The sequence below is a fragment of the Rhodococcus sp. PvR099 genome (assembly GCF_017833315.1).
In the GTDB taxonomy this organism is placed as follows: domain Bacteria; phylum Actinomycetota; class Actinomycetes; order Mycobacteriales; family Mycobacteriaceae; genus Rhodococcus_G; species Rhodococcus_G oryzae.
The window spans coordinates 442,712-459,026 of record NZ_JAFIBV010000001.1 but is presented as its reverse complement, the minus strand read 5'-3'; the positions used below and the strand labels follow the sequence as shown (position 1 = coordinate 459,026).

Here is a 16,315-nt window from a genome sequence, read left to right as displayed (position 1 = left end):
GCCGGAGCGGCCGGCTCGCCGGCTCAGTCGAAGACGATCACCTGACGGATCGCCCGGCCCTCGGCCAGCTCGTCCATGCCGCGATTGATGTCGTCGAGCGTGATCTGCGAGGAGATCAGCCGCTCGACGGGCAGTCGGCCCTCGCGCCACATCTGCGCGTACCTCGGGATATCCCTCGAGGGCACGGCCGATCCGAGGTAGCTGCCGACGATGGTCCTGGTCTCGGCGACCAGCAACAGCGGCGAAACCGAGGACCTGGCCTCGGGACTGGGCAGCCCGACCGTGACGGTGGTGCCGCCGGGGGCCGTCGCCGCCACCGCGGACTCGAAGGCGCGCGCGTTGCCCGCCGCCTCCACCACCAGCGATGCCCGCACGCCGCGCTCCGCCAGCTCGCCCGGGGTGTACACCTGCGTGGCGCCGAGTTCGGTTGCCACCGCGAGCTTCTCGGGCATCGCGTCGACGCCGATCACCTCGCCGAGGCCGAGCGACACCGCGGTCAATATCGCGGCCATCCCTACCCCGCCGAGGCCGACCACCATGATCGAATCCCCCGGCGCTGTCCGTGCTGCGTTCAGCACCGCGCCGCCGCCGGTCAAGACGGCGCACCCGAGCACCGCCGCGACCGCGGGTGGCACGTCGTCGCCCACCGGGACCACCGACCGGCGGTCGACCACCGCATGCGTCGCGAACCCCGACACCCCGAGATGGTGGTGCACCGGCTCGCCGTCGCGGTGCAGGCGCTCGCCCCCGCCGAGCAGTGTGCCCGCGTTGTTCGCGGCACCGCCCGCGCTGCAGGGCATCCGGCCGTCGGTCGCGCAGCCCGCACACTCACCGCAGCGCGGCAGGAAGGTCATCACCACGCGCTCGCCGACCCGGACGTCGGTGACGCCGTCGCCGACCCTCTCGACGCGGCCCGCGGCCTCGTGACCGAGCAGCATCGGCACCGGACGCACCCGGTTCCCGTCCACCACGGACAGGTCCGAGTGGCACAGGCCCGCCGCCTCGATGCGGACCAGCAGCTCGCCGGGGCCGGGCCCGTCCAGCTCGAGCTCCGAGATCGAGATGGGCCGCGACTGTGCGAACGGACGCTCCCGACCGATCTCCTCCAGCACCGCACCACGAATCCGCATGCCGCTACCTCTCCTCGTCGCGACCGCCCGTCGCCGGTCGCCCCCGTCCAGCCTGCCACGCCCGGAAGATCAACAGCCCGACTGCCACACCCACGATGTCCGCGACCCAGTCCCAGACCGACGCGCTCCGGTGGATCGGCAGCAGGCCCTGCAGAACCTCCGACGCCGCCGCGTAGAGCCCGGCCCAGACGATCACCGCCGTGACCCCGACCCCCGCGAACCGCGCGCTGTAGGCCAGTGCCGCGAACATCAGCAGGTGGGTCACCTTGTCGATGTTCGGCGGCCCGCTCGGCACCGTGGAACCGGGAGAGAACAGCATCACGAGGGTGATGAGCGTGACGACGGCCAGCGGCACAGCACGCCGCGACCGGAAAAGCGCCACCGGTCAGACGATTCCGCGGACGGCGGCGGGCAGGTCCCTCTTGCGCTTGTAGGGGCCGACGACCGAGGCGCCGTACGGCCGGCTCAGCAGCATCGCGGCGACCTCACGCACCTCCTCGGTGGTGACCTCGTCGATCCGGGCCAGCGTCTCCGTGATGCTGCGATGGTTGCCGTAGTTCAGTTCGCTTCGGCCGATCCGGTGCATCCGGGAGCCGGAATCCTCCAGTCCGAGAACCAGTCCCCCGCGGATCGAACCCTTGGCCCGCGCGCATTCGTCGTCGGTGATGCCGTTGGCCGCGACGTTCGCGAGCACCTCGCGGATCACCGTCGTGACCTCGCCGAGGTTTTCCGGCTGGCATCCGGCGTAGACCGAGAACGCCCCACTGTCCGCGAACGTGTCGATGCTCGAGTACACCGAGTACGCGAGGCCCCGCGACTCCCGGATCTCCTGGAACAGACGGGAACTGAGCCCACCACCGACGGCGGTGTTCAGCACGGACAGCGTCCAGCGGTGACCCTCGTGCCGCCCGAAGGCGCGCACACCCATGCACAGGTGCGCCTGCTCGCTGTCGCGCCCACGCAGGGTGAGCTCGGGGACCGTGCGCAGCCGCAGCCGGCCCTCGCGCCGCTCCGCCGGTTTCGGCCCCCTCGTCAGGTGCCCCTTGAAACTGCGCTTCACCAGTGCGACGGTCTCGTCGTGGTCCACGTTGCCCGCCACCGCGACGACCATCCGCGGCGGCGTGTACCGGCGGACGTGGAACGAGTGCAGCTGGGTCCGGGACATCGACTCGATCGACTCGACGCTGCCGATCACCGGGCGGCCCACCGGGTGGTCACCGAAGAGCGCGGTCAGGAAGTCGTCGCCGAGCAGGTCCTCGGGGTCGTCGTCGCGCATCGAGATCTCCTCGAGCACCACCTGGCGCTCGACGTCGACGTCGTCGGAGCGGCAGCGTCCCCGCAGCACGACATCGCTGACCAGGTCGATGGCCAGCGGCAGGTCGTCGTCGAGCACGTGCGCGTAGAAGCAGGTGTGCTCGCGGGAGGTGAAGGCGTTGAGCTCGCCGCCGATGCCGTCGACCACCTGGGCGATCTCCAGCGCGCTTCGGGTCGGCGTCGACTTGAAGAGCAGGTGCTCGAGGAAGTGCGCGGCCCCCGCCACCGACGGTTGCTCGTCGCGAGACCCCACGCCCACCCACACGCCCACCGATGCGGAGCGGACGCCCGGCATGTGCTCGGTGACCACCCGGAGACCGCCGGGGAGCACGGTGCGTCGGACTCCGAAGTCCTCGGATCTGGTCGTCAATGCGGAGGTTCGACTGCGATTGTGTGCGGCCATGAAGTGGGTCTACGGTCCTCGTCAGCTGTGCGGGTGTGAGGCTCAAACAGTACACACCGGGCGGGATACGAAAACACCGGTGCTCCCGCGCGAGCGCGCGGGAGCACCGGTGTTCAACCAGCCGATAGGGCCGGATCTACTCCGAGTCGGTCGCCTCGTCGGCGGCCGCGTCAGCAGGCGCGTCCGATGCCGAGGACTCGTCCTCGACGGGGATCAGCGAGATCTTGCCACGGTTGTCGATGTCGGCGATCTCGACGCGGAGCTTGGAGCCCACGTTGACCACGTCCTCGACCTTGGCGATCCGCTTGCCGTTGCCCAGCTTCGAGATGTGCACCAGCCCGTCGCGGCCCGGGAGCAGCGAGACGAACGCGCCGAAGGCGGTGGTCTTGACGACCGTACCGAGGAAACGCTCGCCCACCTTGGGCAGCTGCGGGTTGGCGATGGCGTTGATCATGTCGATCGCGGCCTGCGCAGACGGACCATCGGTGGCGCCGACGAACACGGTGCCGTCGTCCTCGATGGAGATGTTCGCACCGGTCTGCTCGGTGATCGAGTTGATCATCTTGCCCTTGGGCCCGATGACCTCGCCGATCTTGTCCACCGGCACCTTGATGGCCGTGACGCGCGGGGCGTACGGGCTCATCTCGTCCGGGGTGTCGATGGCCTCGGCCATGACCTCGAGGATCGTGGTGCGGGCATCGTGCGCCTGCGAGAGCGCGCCTGCCAGCACCTTGGACGGGATGCCGTCGAGCTTCGTGTCCAGCTGCAGCGCCGTGACGAAGTCCTTCGTGCCCGCGACCTTGAAGTCCATGTCGCCGAACGCATCCTCGGCACCGAGGATGTCGGTCAGCGCCACGTACCGGGTCTCACCGTCGACCTGGTCGGAGACCAGGCCCATGGCGATGCCCGCGACCGGAGCCTTCAGCGGCACACCGGCGTTGAGCAGCGACAGGGTCGAGGCACAGACGGAACCCATCGAGGTGGAACCGTTGGAGCTCAACGCTTCCGAGACCTGACGGATCGCGTACGGGAACTCGTCCTGGCTCGGCAGCACCGGCATCAGGGCGCGCTCGGCGAGGGCGCCGTGGCCGATCTCGCGACGCTTCGGCGAGCCGACGCGACCGGTCTCACCGGTGGAGTACGGCGGGAAGTTGTAGTGGTGCATGTAGCGCTTGCTGGTCTCGGGCCCCAGCGAGTCGATCTGCTGCGCCATCTTCACCATGTCGAGGGTGGTGACGCCCATGATCTGGGTCTCGCCACGCTCGAACAGCGCGGAGCCGTGGGCCCGCGGGATGACCGCGACCTCGGCCGACAGCGAACGGATGTCCGTGATGCCGCGGCCGTCGATCCGGAAGTGGTCCTTGAGGATCCGCTGGCGCACGAGCTTCTTGGTCAGCGAGCGGAACGCCGCGCCGATCTCCTTCTCGCGACCCTCGAAGTTCGGGGCGACCAGCTCGAGGACCTCGACCTTGATCTCGTCGGTCTTGTCGTCGCGCTCCTGCTTGCCCGCGATGGTCAGTGCGGCGCTGAGCTTGTCGGCTGCGGCCTTCTCCACGGCGGCGAAGACGTCGTCCTGGTAGGCCGGGAACACCGGGTAGTCGCCGGTCGGCTTGGCGGCCTTGGCGGCGAGTGCCTGCTGAGCGGTGCACAGACGCGCGATGAACGGCTTGGCCGCCTCGAGGCCCTCGGCCACGATCGCCTCGGTCGGCGCCTGCGCGCCGCCCTCGATCAGCTCGATCACGTGTGCGGGCGCCTCGGCCTCGACCATCATGATCGCGACGTCGGCGTCGTCACCGGAACCGGAGACGATACGGCCGGCGACGACCATGTCGAAGACCGCGGTCTCGAGCTGCTCGACGGTCGGGAAGGCGACCCACTGGCCCTTCTTGTTCTCCTCCGAGGTGAGCAGCGCGACACGAACGCCACCGACCGGGCCGGAGAACGGCAGGCCCGCGATCTGCGTCGACGCCGAGGCGGCGTTGATCGCGACCACGTCGTACAGGTCCTTCGGGTCCAGGCTCAGGACCGTCACGACGACCTGGATCTCGTTGCGCAGACCGTCGACGAAGGACGGGCGCAGCGGCCGGTCGATCAGGCGGCAGGTCAGGATCGCGTCCGTGGAGGGGCGGCCCTCACGACGGAAGAAGGAGCCGGGGATGCGGCCCGCGGCGTACATACGCTCCTCGACGTCCACCGTGAGGGGGAAGAAGTCGAAGTGCTCCTTGGGGTGCTTGCTGGCCGTGGTGGCCGACAGCAGCATGGTCTCGTCGTCCAGGTAGGCGACGACCGCGCCTGCGGCCTGCTGTGCGAGACGACCGGTCTCGAAACGGATGGTGCGGGTGCCGTAGCTCCCGTTGTCGATCACGGCGGTGGATTCGAACACGCCCTCGTCGACCTCTACTGCGGAATTCTCTGTCATCTTTTCTCTTCTCGTCCTCTCGTCTTTTGCCGTATCCGTGTGTGGGCGTCGCAGCCCTCCTGGCTGCGACGCGCACCATCACGACGGTCCAGCGCCCGAGGCGGGCGGGAACATCGCTGCGCGGAGGCGGTCATCGATCGAAGCCCTCCGGATTGGCGCCGTCGTGAGATCGACGCGTCCGAGTGACCACTACCGAGGACCGACGCCACGGCTTCAGGTACGTACGGCTGGATCCCGTGGATCCGATGCTAAAGCTGCGGCGTGAAAAACGCCGGTAGCCAGCGAGGCCAAGTCTATGCACTCGGCTCGCTGGCTACCGGGAAGTTCACGTCCAGATGACCCGCAACGTGTCGCGGGTCACCGTGTACGCCGAATTATCGACGCAGGCCCAGACGCTCGATCAGCGAGCGGTAACGCGCGATGTCGACCTTCTGGACGTACTTGAGCAGACGACGACGGCGTCCGACCAGCAGCAGCAGGCCGCGGCGGGAGTGGTGGTCGTGCTTGTGCTTCTTCAGGTGCTCGGTGAGGTCGACGATGCGCTTGGTGAGCATCGCCACCTGCGCCTCCGGCGAACCGGTGTCGGTCTCGTGCAGTCCGTACTCGCCGAGTACGGCCTTCTTCTCTTCGGTGGTCAATGCCACTGGGAATCTCCTGTAACTGACGTCCGCGTGATTGGAACCGGGGCTCACACCCGAAGATGTTCGCCCCAGTTGGTGCGGCCACCGCGGACCGCAGCACACACCGACAGGAGATACTACCAGGGCATACGAGGCGAACTACTCGCCGTGACGCAGGTCGGCCTCGATCAGGATCTCGCGCGAGCGCTCCGCGTCCCGGCCCATCTCCGCGACGAGTTCGTCGACCGAGTCGAACTTCTCCATGCCGCGCAGTCGCTCCACGAAGTCGACCGCGACGTGCTGGCCGTACAGGTCGGCCTCACCGTCGAGCACGAACGCCTCGACCGTGCGGGTGCGTCCGGAGAAGGTCGGGTTGGTGCCCACCGACACCGCCGCCTGGTGCCGCTCGCCGGGAACGACGGTTCCGGTCAGTGGTCCGGCGCCCAGGACGGTGAACCAGGCCGCGTACACGCCGTCCGCGGGGATCGCCGAGTACATCGGGGGCGCGATGTTCGCCGTGGGGAAGCCGAGCTGGCGGCCGCGCCCGTCGCCGTGGACCACCACACCCTCGACCCGGTGTGGTCGACCCAGTGCCTCGGAGGCGGCCGCGACATCGCCCGCGTCCACGCACGAGCGGATGTACGTCGACGAGAAGGTCACCGCGTGTTCGGCCAGCAGGCTGACCCCGTCGACCGCGAAGCCGAACCGTTCGCCGGTCTTGCGCAGCAGGTCCACGTTGCCTGCCGCCTTGCGCCCGAAGGTGAAGTTCTCGCCGACCACCACCTCCGCGACGTGCAGCCGCTCCACGAGGATCTCGTGCACGTAGCGCTCGGGGGTCAGCTTCATGAACTCCGGGGTGAACGGCATCACGCAGAAGACGTCGATACCGAGTTCCTCGGCCAGTTCCGCCCTGCGCGCGAGCGTCGTCAACTGCGCGGGGTGACTGCCCGCGCGCACCACCTCGGCCGGATGCGGATCGAAAGTCATGAGCACACTTGCGATTCCACGCTCGCTGGCAGCCTTGACCGCCCTGCTGATCAGTTGCGCGTGCCCACGGTGCACGCCATCGAAAACGCCGATCGTGAGAACGCAACGACCCCAGTCGGCAGGCACTTCGTCGAGACCACGCCATCTCTGCACGAGTGGCAGCCTACGGCCCCGGTCCGAGTGCGTCACCTTCGGCTCAGGACTCGACGGCCTTCGCGGCGATCGCATTCGCGACCTCGGCGAGCCCGAGGGCGATCGCATCAGTGTCCCGATCGACCAACCAGCGCAGCACCAGACCGTCGACGATGGACAGGCTGCGGTGCGCGATCGACGCGACCGGCTCCGTCCAGACCATCCCGGTGCGGTCCGCACACTCGACGAGAAACGCCGTGACCTCGCGGTCCATCATCCGGTACTGCTCGCCGACGACATCGCCCGCATCCGGCGATCCCGCCTCGCGCAGGCGCATGGCATGCGTGGCGATCTCATAGGTCAGCAACCTGCGGTTCGGATTGGCCTCGACGATCGACCACATGGCCTTCAGCCCGATCCGGACCAGCTCACGCAGGCCCGCCCGGCCGTCCGCCTGCGTTGCATCGCCCACCGCGGCCAGCACCATCTGCGAAGCAGTGCTCAGCTCGTACACCAACCGCTCCGCCATCTCCGTGAGGAGCGCTTCCTTGCTCGCGAAGCAGTAGTGCACCATCCCCAGGGATATGCCCGCCTCCCGTGCGATCGCCCGCACCGTGACCGCGCCGATGCCGCCGCGCTCGGCGACGTCCAGCGCGCACTCGATCAGTTGGCGGCGGCGCTCGTCAGCGGAGAGCCGGGCTGTCGAGACCGGGGCGGAAGCCGCGGGGCCACCCGAGGGCGCCGACTGAAGCGTCACCGCGCCGGTCGCCATCGTGTCGGTCATCATCGTGGAGGTCATCGCATATTGATACCAGCGCTAAGGGGCTCTGGTGGGATGGCGGACACGCGTTAGGGGTCGAATAGGGGCAGGCCCGTGTCCCCAGCCCCTATCCCCCGCGAATCCCCCTGTCCGGTCCCCCGACCCCGGGTCCCGAGAGTGTCGGCTCACACCCGCAGGCGTGCATTGCCTAAGCTCATGATCGTGGCCGAGAGCAAGAGTGGACCGAGCGAGACCGGGAGCGCGGCGGCGCCGGAATCCCTGACCACCGTCGCGCAGGACTACCTCAAGGTGATCTGGACGGCCGGCGAATGGTCCGGCGAGCACGTCTCGACGAAGATGCTCTCCGAGAAGATCGGGGTGTCTGCCTCCACCGTGTCCGAGGCGATCCGCAAGCTCGCCGGCCAGGGTCTGGTCGACCACGCCCGTTACGGATCGATCGCGCTGACCGACCGGGGCAGGACCGCCGCGATCGGCATGGTCCGCAGGCATCGGCTGATCGAGACCTTCCTGGTCAACGAGCTCGGCTACGGCTGGGACGAGGTCCACGACGAGGCCGAGGTCCTCGAGCACGCGGTCTCGGAGCTGATGATCGCCCGGATCGACGCCAAGCTGGGCCATCCGGAGCGGGACCCGCACGGCGACCCGATCCCGACCGCCGACGGCGCCATCCCGACCCCGCCCGCCCGGCAGCTCAGCGATTTCGCGGACGGCGAGAGCGGCCGGGTTGCACGGATCTCCGACTCCGACCCGGCGATGCTCCGGTACTTCGACACGGTGGGGATCGCCCTCGACCTGACGATCACGGTGGTCGAGCGGCGCGATTTCGCAGGCACCGTCTCGGTCCGTCTCGGGGACGGCGTCGACGACACCGTGGACCTGGGCAATCCGGCCGCCGAGGCTATCTGGCTCGTCGAGGGCTGACCGGGTGCGGCGAGTGAGGACCATGCGGCTCGGCGGCGTGCTGACCGCGATCATCGGACTGTTCATCGGGATCATCGCGGCCTGCCCGCTCGCCGAGCGGACCGTGCTCGCCGAGGGTTCTCCGCTCGCTCATACCGCGCCGGCCACCGCCGACCAACGCGATGCCATCGGCAAGTCGCCCGGCTGCCGCAAGGACCCGGCCGCACCGGTCGCGCCGATCCAGGCGGGGGTTCCCCATCGCGAGGACCTTCGGATTCCGCTCGCCGCCCACCACGCACCCGCTCCGGTGATGCTCGGGCGCTCGATCCACACCGGCTCCGGACCGGTCGACACCAACGGTCCGCCGTCGCCTGCCCTGGACCTGACCACAATTCTGCGAATTTAGACGACCGTTCCCGGCCTCGACGTCGCCCCGATGGGCGGTGCTCGGGCCGGGCTTCGTCATGTCCTCAATTCGCGGTTTCGCGTGCCAACCGAGTCGGCGCGCGCCCAGTCAGGAGCCATCCCCATGTCCAACCGTTCCCAGAGTCGTGCCAGAAAGTCCACTCCCGCACCAGTTCGCAAGATCGGCGCGGCGCTCGCCCTCCTCGCGGCGGTCGGATTGCTCTTCCTCGCGATCTCACAGATCGGTGATCGCACCGAGTCCGAACAGCCGGACAAGGCCGCGGCGACGCAGTCCGGCGACAGCGAGATGTACCGACAGCTGGCCGCATTCGCGCGCCGCGATGCGGCCGATCCGATGGCACGGGGCTCGGTGACCGCACCCGTGGTCATGATCGAGTACTCCGATTTCCAGTGCCCGTTCTGCCGCCAGTTCGCACAGAACACCGAGCCCGAGCTGATCGAGAAGTACGTCGACAGCGGCCAGTTGCGGATCGAATGGCGCAACCTCGCCATCTTCGGCGAGGAATCCGAACTCGCGGCGCGCGCCGCCTGGGCGGCCGGGCAGCAGGGCAAGTTCCCGGAAATGCACGCGATCATGTTCGAGCACTCGCCCGCCAAGAAGAACACCGGCGTCTACACCGCCGATCAGCTGACCGAATGGGCCGGGCAGGCCGGAGTCGCGGACCTGACCAGGTTCCGCGCCGACATGGATTCCGACGCCGCACGCGCCTCCGTGAACACCGATGTCGACGAGGCGGTCGGCATCGGCATCAATTCCACCCCCGCTTTCCTGATCAACGGCAGGCCGGTCCTCGGCGCGCGTCCGATCGAGCAGATGATCGCGGTCATCGAAGCCGGACTCCAGGACGACACCGAGGCGGGCCGGTAGTGGGCTTCGGAATCGGATACGGCGCGGCCTTCCTCGGCGGGCTGCTCGCCCTGCTGAGCCCGTGCAGCGCGCTGCTGCTGCCCAGCTTCTTTGCCTACTCCTTCAACTCCACCGGCAAGCTGCTCACCCGCACCGGCACGTTCTACCTGGGCCTGTGCACAACGCTCGTACCGCTGGGCGCGGCCGGTTCCCTCCTGGGAGGGGTGCTCACCCGGCACCGCGACACGGTGATCACCATCGGCGGGGTGACCATCATCGTGCTGGGCATCCTCCAGATCCTCGGCCGCGGTTTCTCATTCGAGTTCGCGCAGCGCACGATGGCCGAGCACGGCCGCTCCGACAGGGGTGGCGCCGTCTATCTGCTCGGCATGGTCTACGGCCTGTCCGGGTTCTGTGTCGGGCCCATTCTCGGCTCGATCCTCACCGTTGCTGCGCTGAGTTCCTCTCCCCTCCACGGTGGTTCGCTGCTGGCCGTCTACGCCCTCGGGATGGCCATGCCGCTGTTCCTGATGGCGATCCTCTGGGACCGCTTCGATCTGGGTCATCGCCGCTGGCTGCGAGGTCGCGCCATCACGGTCGGCCGCTTCCACCTGCACACCACATCGCTGATCTCCGGCGTCTTCTTCATTGCCGTCGGCGTCCTGTTCCTCGTGTCCGACGGCACCTCCGCCCTGGCCGGAACCGTCGGAGCCGATACCGGTTTCACGCTGGAGACCCAGGTCATGCGGCTCGGTGATGCCGTCCCGACGACGGCCCTCCTGCTCCTGCTCGGCGTCGCGGCGCTGCTGGTGCTGGCCTGGCGACTGCTGCGGCCGGGGGTGCGGGTCGAGGATTCGCCCGATTCGGGCTAGCGGTCGCGCGGCGCCGTCAGCACCCCAGCCGCGCGAGCCAGTCCGCGACCGGTCCGAACGTCAGCATCCCGCTGCCCGCGCCCGCGACCTCGTCCCGCGCGGGGGCGAGGGCCGCGCGTGCGCGGTCCGCCGCGCCGTCGTGACCCGTCTCCAGCGCCGCCTGCGCGACGACGCACCACAGCGCCTCGAGCAGCAGACCGGGCGGCGGGTCGGCGAGGCCGTCGAGCAGCGTCCACGCCGAATCCGGGTCGCCGCCGCGCGCCACTGCGAGCGGTCGCACCCACGGGGCGTACGGTCCCCAGCCGTCGGTCGCGACTTCGGTTGTGCGCCCGCGGATCATGTCGAGCCCCAGCAACGCGAGCGGGAGCAGGCCGTCCGCGACGCCGGGCATCCCCGCTCCCCGGAGCGTCCGGTCGGCCAGGGCAAAGCGGTCCGCGGCATCCGGCGCCCCGTCCTGTGCCGCGCGCATCGCGCGGTACCAGGCGACGAGGACGGGTGCGCGCGGGCGCTCGTGGCGGGCCGAGACGGCCTCGATCTCACGGGCGAGGGCGTCGCCGTCGTCTGGCCTGCCAAGGGCCCCCGCCGCCTGTAGGCGCAGCAGCAGCCCCTGCACCTCCGGGGTCGGGAGGTCGTGCGTGCGTGCGAGCGGAATGATCTCCGCGCCGATCCGGTCGCGCTCGGCGGCGAGACCGGCGCGGCTGCAGGTGTGCACGGCGAGGGCGCCGAGGGCGGAGCACAGCAGCGCCGGGTTGTGCAGCTCACGGGCGAGGCGGACCGCTTCCTCGGCGTGGGCGCGGCCCGATGTCCCTGGCAGTCCGCGCGTCTCGACGGCGGCCAGCACGTGCAGCCGCGCCCGCGCGGTCGGCGCGGCGTCGTCGGGCAGGGCCGCCAGGGTGCGCCCGGCGAGCGCGGCGAGCTGCCCGGAGCGTTCCGGGTCGTCGCTGCGCGGCCAGACGCTCGGCACGTCGAAGCCCCCGAGGACCCGCGCGGTGAGGGCCGGGTCCCCGAGCTCCTCCGCGGCCGTCCCGGCGGCGAGCAGATCCTCGTGCGGCTCGGCGGGAGCGGGGGCGGACACGGCCATCCGGCGGAGCATGCTCACGGTGGTCTCGAGCCGGGCACGCGATCCAGGGCCGAGCACGCGCAACGAGTCGTCCGCGACGCGCCGGAACACGTCCTCCGGCCCCCGCACCCGCGGGTCGTGCCGCAGGATGTCCGCCTCCAGGCCGGTGAGCGCCGCGGACGGGTCGAGGCCGAGCTCGTCGCGCAGGACCGCCCGCGCGCGGCGCAGGACGTCGAGGGCGTCGGCCTGCCGTCCCGCGCGGTAGAGGGCCAGGGCCAGCAACCGCCAGCCCTCCTCGCGCCACGGGGACGCGCCGACGTACGGGGTCGCCAGCGTCACGGCCTCGTCGGCGCGCCCGGTCTCCGTGAGCGCGCCGACCAGCCGCTCGACCGCGGTCGCGCGCAGCGCTGCGAGGCGCACCTGCTCGGGCCCCGCCCATGCACGGTCCGCCACGTCGGGGTAGGCGTCGACGGGCCAGTCTGCGACGACCGGCCCGAGCGCACGCACCACGCGCTCGGCGGGGGCGTCCACGGAACCGGCCACCGCGGCGTCGGCACGCCAGGCGTCCACGGCCGAGTCGGGCAGCCGCAGGGCGTACCCGCTGCCCTCGGTCACCAGGACGCGCGCGGGAGAGCGGGCCGGCCGCGCGGGCTCGAGAGCCGCCCTCAGGTCCGCGACGAACGTGCGCACGGTCCCCACGGCGCGGACCGGAGGCGAGTCGCCCCACAGGTCGTCGACCAGGCTCGCCACCGGCACGACGCGTCCGTGCGCGGCAACCAGCCGGGCCAGGAGCTCCCGGTGCCGCGGACCGCGCAGGTCGATTCGGGCCCCGTCGTCGTCCCAGGCGGCGGTCGGCCCGAGGACACGGACCCGGGCCACGCCGCTCGCCCGCCCGTCGTCCCGCACCTCGCCAGCGTAAACGCGGGACCCGGCGGACATGCCCGCCGGACCGGCACTGATCCGGTGCTGATCGGCGCGCCGGAGGCTCGTGCCACCCCCCTCGACGGAAGGAACTCCATGACCACCACCATCCCCGGCTTCGAGACCCGACGCGTGCCCACGGCCGACGGCGTCGCGCTCCACACCGCGGTCGGAGGACAGGGCGACCCGATCGTCCTGCTGCACGGCTTCCCACAGACGCACCTCATGTGGCGGCACGTCGCCGCCGACCTGGCGCGCGACCACACGGTCATCTGCCCCGACCTGCGCGGCTACGGCGCGAGCGACAAGCCGATCGCTACGGACGAGAGCACCTACGCCAAGCGCACGATGGGTTCCGACGTCGTGGCGCTCGCCCGCGAGCTCGGGTTCGAGCGGTTCGCCCTCGCCGGGCACGACCGCGGCGCCCTCGTCGCGTTCCGGACGGCGCTCGACCACCCCGGCGCGGTCACGCACCTGGCGACCCTCGACGTGCTGCCGACGCTGGACATGTGGGAGATCCTGCGCGGTGCCGACGCGCGGGTCGCGTGGCACCTGTATCTCATGGCCCAGCCGGCGGGTCTGCCCGAGGCGATGATCGAGAGCACGGCCGACGCGTTCTTCGGGTCGTTCCTCGACGGCTGGACCGGCCGTCCCGACGCCATCCCGGCGGAGGTCCGCGCCGAGTACCTGCGCGCGTCGCGCGACGCAGTGCCGTCGATCGTGGCGGACTACCGCGCCTCGGCGGGCGTCGACCTCGAGCACGACCGCTCGGACCGTGCGCAGGGCCGGACCCTCGCGATGCCGACGCTGGTGGTCCAGCAGGACTGGGGCGCCCGGCTCGGGTACGACGCGGCCGCCCTCTGGGGCGCCTGGGCCACCGACCTCGTGCACCGCACGCTCGCCGTCGGCCACTTCATGGCGGAGGAGTCGCCCGAGACGATCTCGGCCGAGCTGCGGGGACTCCTCACCCGCTGAGCGTCAGTGCTCCCGCAGAGTCGCGGGGCGGACCACCATCACCGAGCTGGCGCGTCTTCCGCGCTCCTGCAGCAGTGCGATCGTGTGGCCGCCCGGGTCGATGGCCGCGTAGGTGCCCGGGATCCCGATCGGCTCGAGCCACCGACCCTGGCTGATCGACTCGGCCTCGTCCGCGGTGACCTGCCGGTGCGCGAACGCGGTCTGGGCGGCCTGATCGATGTCGAGGCTGACCGCCGGGTCCTCGGCGAGCGCCTCGAGGGTGCGCGCGTGCTCCAGGGTGAACGGGCCGACCCGGGTGCGCCGCAGCACCGTCAGGTGTCCGCCGACGCCGACCGCGGCACCCAGGTCGCGGGCCAGCGCCCGGACGTAGGTTCCGGAGGAGCACTCGACTTCCACGTCGAGATCGACGAACGGCCCCTCGCGCCTGGTCTCGGTCAGCGCGAACCGGTCCACCGTGACGGGCCGGGCCTTGAGTTCGAACTCCTCGCCGGCGCGGATCAGCTTGTGGGCCCGCTGCCCGTCCACCTTGATCGCGCTGACGCTGGCCGGGACCTGGGAGATGTCGCCGGTCAGCGTGGCCATCACGGCCGCGATCTCGGCGTCGGTGACGGCGGAGGCGTCGGCCTCCGAGATCAGTTCGCCCTCGGCGTCATCGGTGGTCATCGCCTGGCCCAGCCGGATCGTCGCCGTGTACGCCTTGGTGGTCAGGGCCAGCAGCCCGAGCAGCTTGGTGGCCCGCTCGACGCCGAGCACCAACACGCCTGTGGCCATCGGATCGAGGGTGCCCGCATGCCCGACCTTGCGCGTGTTCAGGATCTTGCGACACCGCGCCACGACGTCGTGGCTGGTCATCCCCGCGTCCTTGTCGACGATCAGCAGCCCGGCGCCAACGAGGCCGGAGGACGGTTTGCGGTGAGAAGACACGGGTTTCGAGACTACTGGACGGTGATCGCGGTGATCACCAGGCCGTCGGCGACCATCCAGCGGCCGTCGAAGGAGGACAGCGGCGGGCCCGACGTCGCCTCCCCCGGCACCAGCAGCTTCGAGTGGAAGGTGCCCGCCGCCGCGCCCTCCCCGGCCTCGGACAGGGTGAAGGTGATGTGCGCGTCCTCGAACCCCAGCCAGCGACCGGTCACCGGGAACCATGCCTTGTAGGTGGTCTCCTTGGCGCAGAAGAGGATCCGGTCCCAGTGCACGATGCCGGGTTCGGCGGCCGCGATCGCGGTGCGCTCCTCCGGCAGGCTGACGGCGTCGAGGACACCGTCCGGCAGCGGGCCGTGCGGCTCCGCGTCGATGCCCACCGATCGCACCTGCATCGCGTAGCCGAGCACCGCAGCGCGGTATCCGTCGCAATGCGTCAGGCTGCCGACGACCCCGCGCGGAAACAGCGGAACGCCCCGTTCGCCTCTCAGGATCGGTGCCGGGTCCATGCCGAGCTTGTCGAGCGCGACCCGCGCGCAATGCCGCGCGCTGGTGAACTCGCGGCGGCGCTTCTCGACCGCCCTGGCGATCAGCGACTCCTCCTGCGGGTGCGGCACGAGACCCGGCGGATCCTCGAACAGCTCGGCGGATACGACGCCGGTAGGCAGAATCTTCTCGATCACGCGCGCCCCGCCCTCATCGCATCGAACTCGGCTTCCTGCTCCGGGGTGACCTTGAAGTGGCCGCCCCACTTGTTCAGCGTGCCCGGCGGGTACTCCGGCACCGGCAGGATCTGGCGCAGCAGCCGCTCGGGCATCCCGCGGCGCTGCCACTCACGCGGATAGCCGAGCGAGACCTCCTCGAAGCGGACGCCGTCGTAGTAGGTGGTGCGCGGGATGTGCAGGTGGCCGTACACGCTGCAGATGGCGTTGTACCGGGTGTGCCAGTCGGCCGTCAGCTCGGTGCCGCACCACAGCGAGAACTCCGGGTAGAACAGCACCGAGGTGGGCTCGCGGACCAGCGGGAAGTGATTGATCAACACCGTCGGGATGGTGGGGTCCAGCGCGTCCAGCCTGGCCCGGGTCGACTCCACCCGGGCGTGACACCACGCCTCCCTGGTGCTGTACGGCTCGCAGGAGAGCAGGAACTCGTCGGTGGCGACCACGTTCTTGTCCCGCGCGATCTGCAGCGCGTGCGCCTTGGAGATCGATCCCGGCGGCCGGAACGTGTAGTCGTAGAGCAGGAACATCGGAACCAGGGTGGCCGGACCACCCTCGCCCTCCCACACCGGATAGGGATCCTCGGGCGTGATCACGTCGAGCTCGCGGCACATCGCGACGAGGTAGTCGTACCGGGCCGCGCCGTGGATCTGGACGGGATCCTTCGCCGTGGTCCACAGTTCGTGGTTGCCGGGCACCCAGATCACCTTCTCGAACCGGCTGCGGAGCAGTTTCAGCGCCCACGCGATGTCGTCCGTCTTCTCCGAGACGTCGCCCGCCAGGATCAGCCAGTCCTCCGGCGAATCCGGGTACAGCTCCTCGGTGATCGGACGATTCCCCCGATGCCCGACATGGGTGTCGCTCACCGCCCACAGCTTGCGTGTCACG

Annotated in this window: 16 protein-coding genes; 5 read left to right on the top strand and 11 right to left on the bottom strand. The window is 70.4% G+C overall.

The window, feature by feature from the left end; translation table 11 throughout:
* Positions 1 to 23: 23 nt before the first annotated feature.
* The 7 genes from JOE46_RS02195 to JOE46_RS02165 all read right to left on the bottom strand — a co-directional run bounded on the left by JOE46_RS02195 (position 24) and on the right by JOE46_RS02165 (position 7,804).
* A complete protein-coding gene (locus tag JOE46_RS02195) occupies positions 24 to 1,130 on the bottom strand; it encodes an alcohol dehydrogenase catalytic domain-containing protein (RefSeq protein ID WP_209926091.1) in 1,107 nt (368 codons plus the stop codon).
* Positions 1,131 to 1,134: 4 nt separating this feature from the next.
* Positions 1,135 to 1,512 carry a VanZ family protein gene (locus JOE46_RS02190; RefSeq protein ID WP_257017334.1) on the bottom strand — a complete coding sequence of 126 codons (378 nt, stop codon included), beginning with the start codon at positions 1,510 to 1,512 and terminating at the stop codon, positions 1,135 to 1,137.
* 3 nt (positions 1,513 to 1,515) lie between these two features.
* The gene (locus JOE46_RS02185) at positions 1,516 to 2,847 is read right to left on the bottom strand and encodes a pitrilysin family protein (protein WP_209926089.1); all 1,332 of its coding nucleotides are present in this window, start codon (positions 2,845 to 2,847) and stop codon (positions 1,516 to 1,518) included.
* 136 nt (positions 2,848 to 2,983) lie between these two features.
* Positions 2,984 to 5,266, bottom strand: a complete 2,283-nt coding sequence (locus JOE46_RS02180; protein ID WP_209926087.1) for a polyribonucleotide nucleotidyltransferase — start codon at positions 5,264 to 5,266, stop codon at positions 2,984 to 2,986.
* A gap of 374 nt (positions 5,267 to 5,640) precedes the next feature.
* Positions 5,641 to 5,910: a 30S ribosomal protein S15 gene (gene rpsO / locus JOE46_RS02175; protein WP_097211165.1), complete on the bottom strand. Its 270-nt coding sequence runs from the start codon at positions 5,908 to 5,910 to the stop codon at positions 5,641 to 5,643.
* A 135-nt stretch (positions 5,911 to 6,045) separates the two neighbouring features.
* A complete protein-coding gene (locus tag JOE46_RS02170) occupies positions 6,046 to 7,026 on the bottom strand; it encodes a bifunctional riboflavin kinase/FAD synthetase (RefSeq protein WP_209926085.1) in 981 nt (326 codons plus the stop codon).
* A gap of 43 nt (positions 7,027 to 7,069) precedes the next feature.
* A complete protein-coding gene (locus JOE46_RS02165) occupies positions 7,070 to 7,804 on the bottom strand; it encodes a TetR/AcrR family transcriptional regulator (RefSeq protein ID WP_245220901.1) in 735 nt (244 codons plus the stop codon).
* Positions 7,805 to 7,981: 177 nt separating this feature from the next.
* Between JOE46_RS02165 and JOE46_RS02160 the strand changes: the two genes are divergently transcribed.
* From JOE46_RS02160 to JOE46_RS02145, 4 genes are all read left to right on the top strand, one after another.
* Positions 7,982 to 8,707, top strand: coding sequence for a metal-dependent transcriptional regulator (locus JOE46_RS02160; protein ID WP_097211163.1), 726 nt, complete (start codon positions 7,982 to 7,984; stop codon positions 8,705 to 8,707).
* A gap of 13 nt (positions 8,708 to 8,720) precedes the next feature.
* Positions 8,721 to 9,092, top strand: coding sequence for a hypothetical protein (locus JOE46_RS02155; RefSeq protein WP_209926082.1), 372 nt, complete (start codon positions 8,721 to 8,723; stop codon positions 9,090 to 9,092).
* A 123-nt stretch (positions 9,093 to 9,215) separates the two neighbouring features.
* The gene (locus JOE46_RS02150) at positions 9,216 to 9,980 is read left to right on the top strand and encodes a thioredoxin domain-containing protein (RefSeq protein WP_209926081.1); all 765 of its coding nucleotides are present in this window, start codon (positions 9,216 to 9,218) and stop codon (positions 9,978 to 9,980) included.
* Complete coding sequence (locus JOE46_RS02145) at positions 9,980 to 10,831, top strand: cytochrome c biogenesis CcdA family protein (protein ID WP_097211160.1); 852 nt, start codon at positions 9,980 to 9,982, stop codon at positions 10,829 to 10,831. The genes JOE46_RS02150 and JOE46_RS02145 overlap by 1 nt, the downstream gene beginning before the upstream one ends.
* Before the next feature lie 16 nt (positions 10,832 to 10,847).
* Here JOE46_RS02145 and JOE46_RS02140 read toward each other — a convergent pair whose 3' ends face one another.
* Positions 10,848 to 12,797 carry a BTAD domain-containing putative transcriptional regulator gene (locus JOE46_RS02140; protein WP_257017331.1) on the bottom strand — a complete coding sequence of 650 codons (1,950 nt, stop codon included), beginning with the start codon at positions 12,795 to 12,797 and terminating at the stop codon, positions 10,848 to 10,850.
* Positions 12,798 to 12,908: 111 nt separating this feature from the next.
* Here JOE46_RS02140 and JOE46_RS02135 point away from each other — a divergent pair, with 111 nt between their 5' ends.
* A complete protein-coding gene (locus tag JOE46_RS02135; protein WP_097211325.1) occupies positions 12,909 to 13,787 on the top strand; it encodes an alpha/beta fold hydrolase in 879 nt (292 codons plus the stop codon).
* A gap of 3 nt (positions 13,788 to 13,790) precedes the next feature.
* On the opposite strand, the gene truB is transcribed toward JOE46_RS02135, so the two are convergent.
* The 3 genes from truB to JOE46_RS02120 are packed head-to-tail and all read right to left on the bottom strand — an operon-like array spanning position 13,791 to position 16,314.
* Positions 13,791 to 14,711 carry a tRNA pseudouridine(55) synthase TruB gene (truB, locus tag JOE46_RS02130; protein WP_097211158.1) on the bottom strand — a complete coding sequence of 307 codons (921 nt, stop codon included), beginning with the start codon at positions 14,709 to 14,711 and terminating at the stop codon, positions 13,791 to 13,793.
* Positions 14,712 to 14,722: 11 nt separating this feature from the next.
* Positions 14,723 to 15,391, bottom strand: a complete 669-nt coding sequence (gene npt / locus JOE46_RS02125) for a 4'-phosphopantetheinyl transferase Npt (protein ID WP_097211157.1) — start codon at positions 15,389 to 15,391, stop codon at positions 14,723 to 14,725.
* Complete coding sequence (locus tag JOE46_RS02120) at positions 15,388 to 16,314, bottom strand: metallophosphoesterase (protein WP_097211324.1); 927 nt, start codon at positions 16,312 to 16,314, stop codon at positions 15,388 to 15,390. Before JOE46_RS02120 ends, npt begins: the two co-directional genes overlap by 4 nt.
* Position 16,315: the final 1 nt, after the last annotated feature.

Bases quoted from the DNA above. Each gene is read 5' to 3' on its own strand.
- JOE46_RS02195 (WP_209926091.1), bottom strand. From the start codon at position 1,130: ATGCGGATTCGTGGTGCGGTGCTGGAGGAGATCGGTCGGGAGCGTCCG.
- JOE46_RS02185 (WP_209926089.1), bottom strand. From the start codon at position 2,847: ATGGCCGCACACAATCGCAGTCGAACCTCCGCATTGACGACCAGATCC.
- JOE46_RS02180 (WP_209926087.1), bottom strand. From the start codon at position 5,266: ATGACAGAGAATTCCGCAGTAGAGGTCGACGAGGGCGTGTTCGAATCC.
- JOE46_RS02165 (WP_245220901.1), bottom strand. From the start codon at position 7,804: ATGACCTCCACGATGATGACCGACACGATGGCGACCGGCGCGGTGACG.
- JOE46_RS02160 (WP_097211163.1), top strand. From the start codon at position 7,982: ATGATCGTGGCCGAGAGCAAGAGTGGACCGAGCGAGACCGGGAGCGCG.
- JOE46_RS02150 (WP_209926081.1), top strand. From the start codon at position 9,216: ATGTCCAACCGTTCCCAGAGTCGTGCCAGAAAGTCCACTCCCGCACCA.
- JOE46_RS02135 (WP_097211325.1), top strand. From the start codon at position 12,909: ATGACCACCACCATCCCCGGCTTCGAGACCCGACGCGTGCCCACGGCC.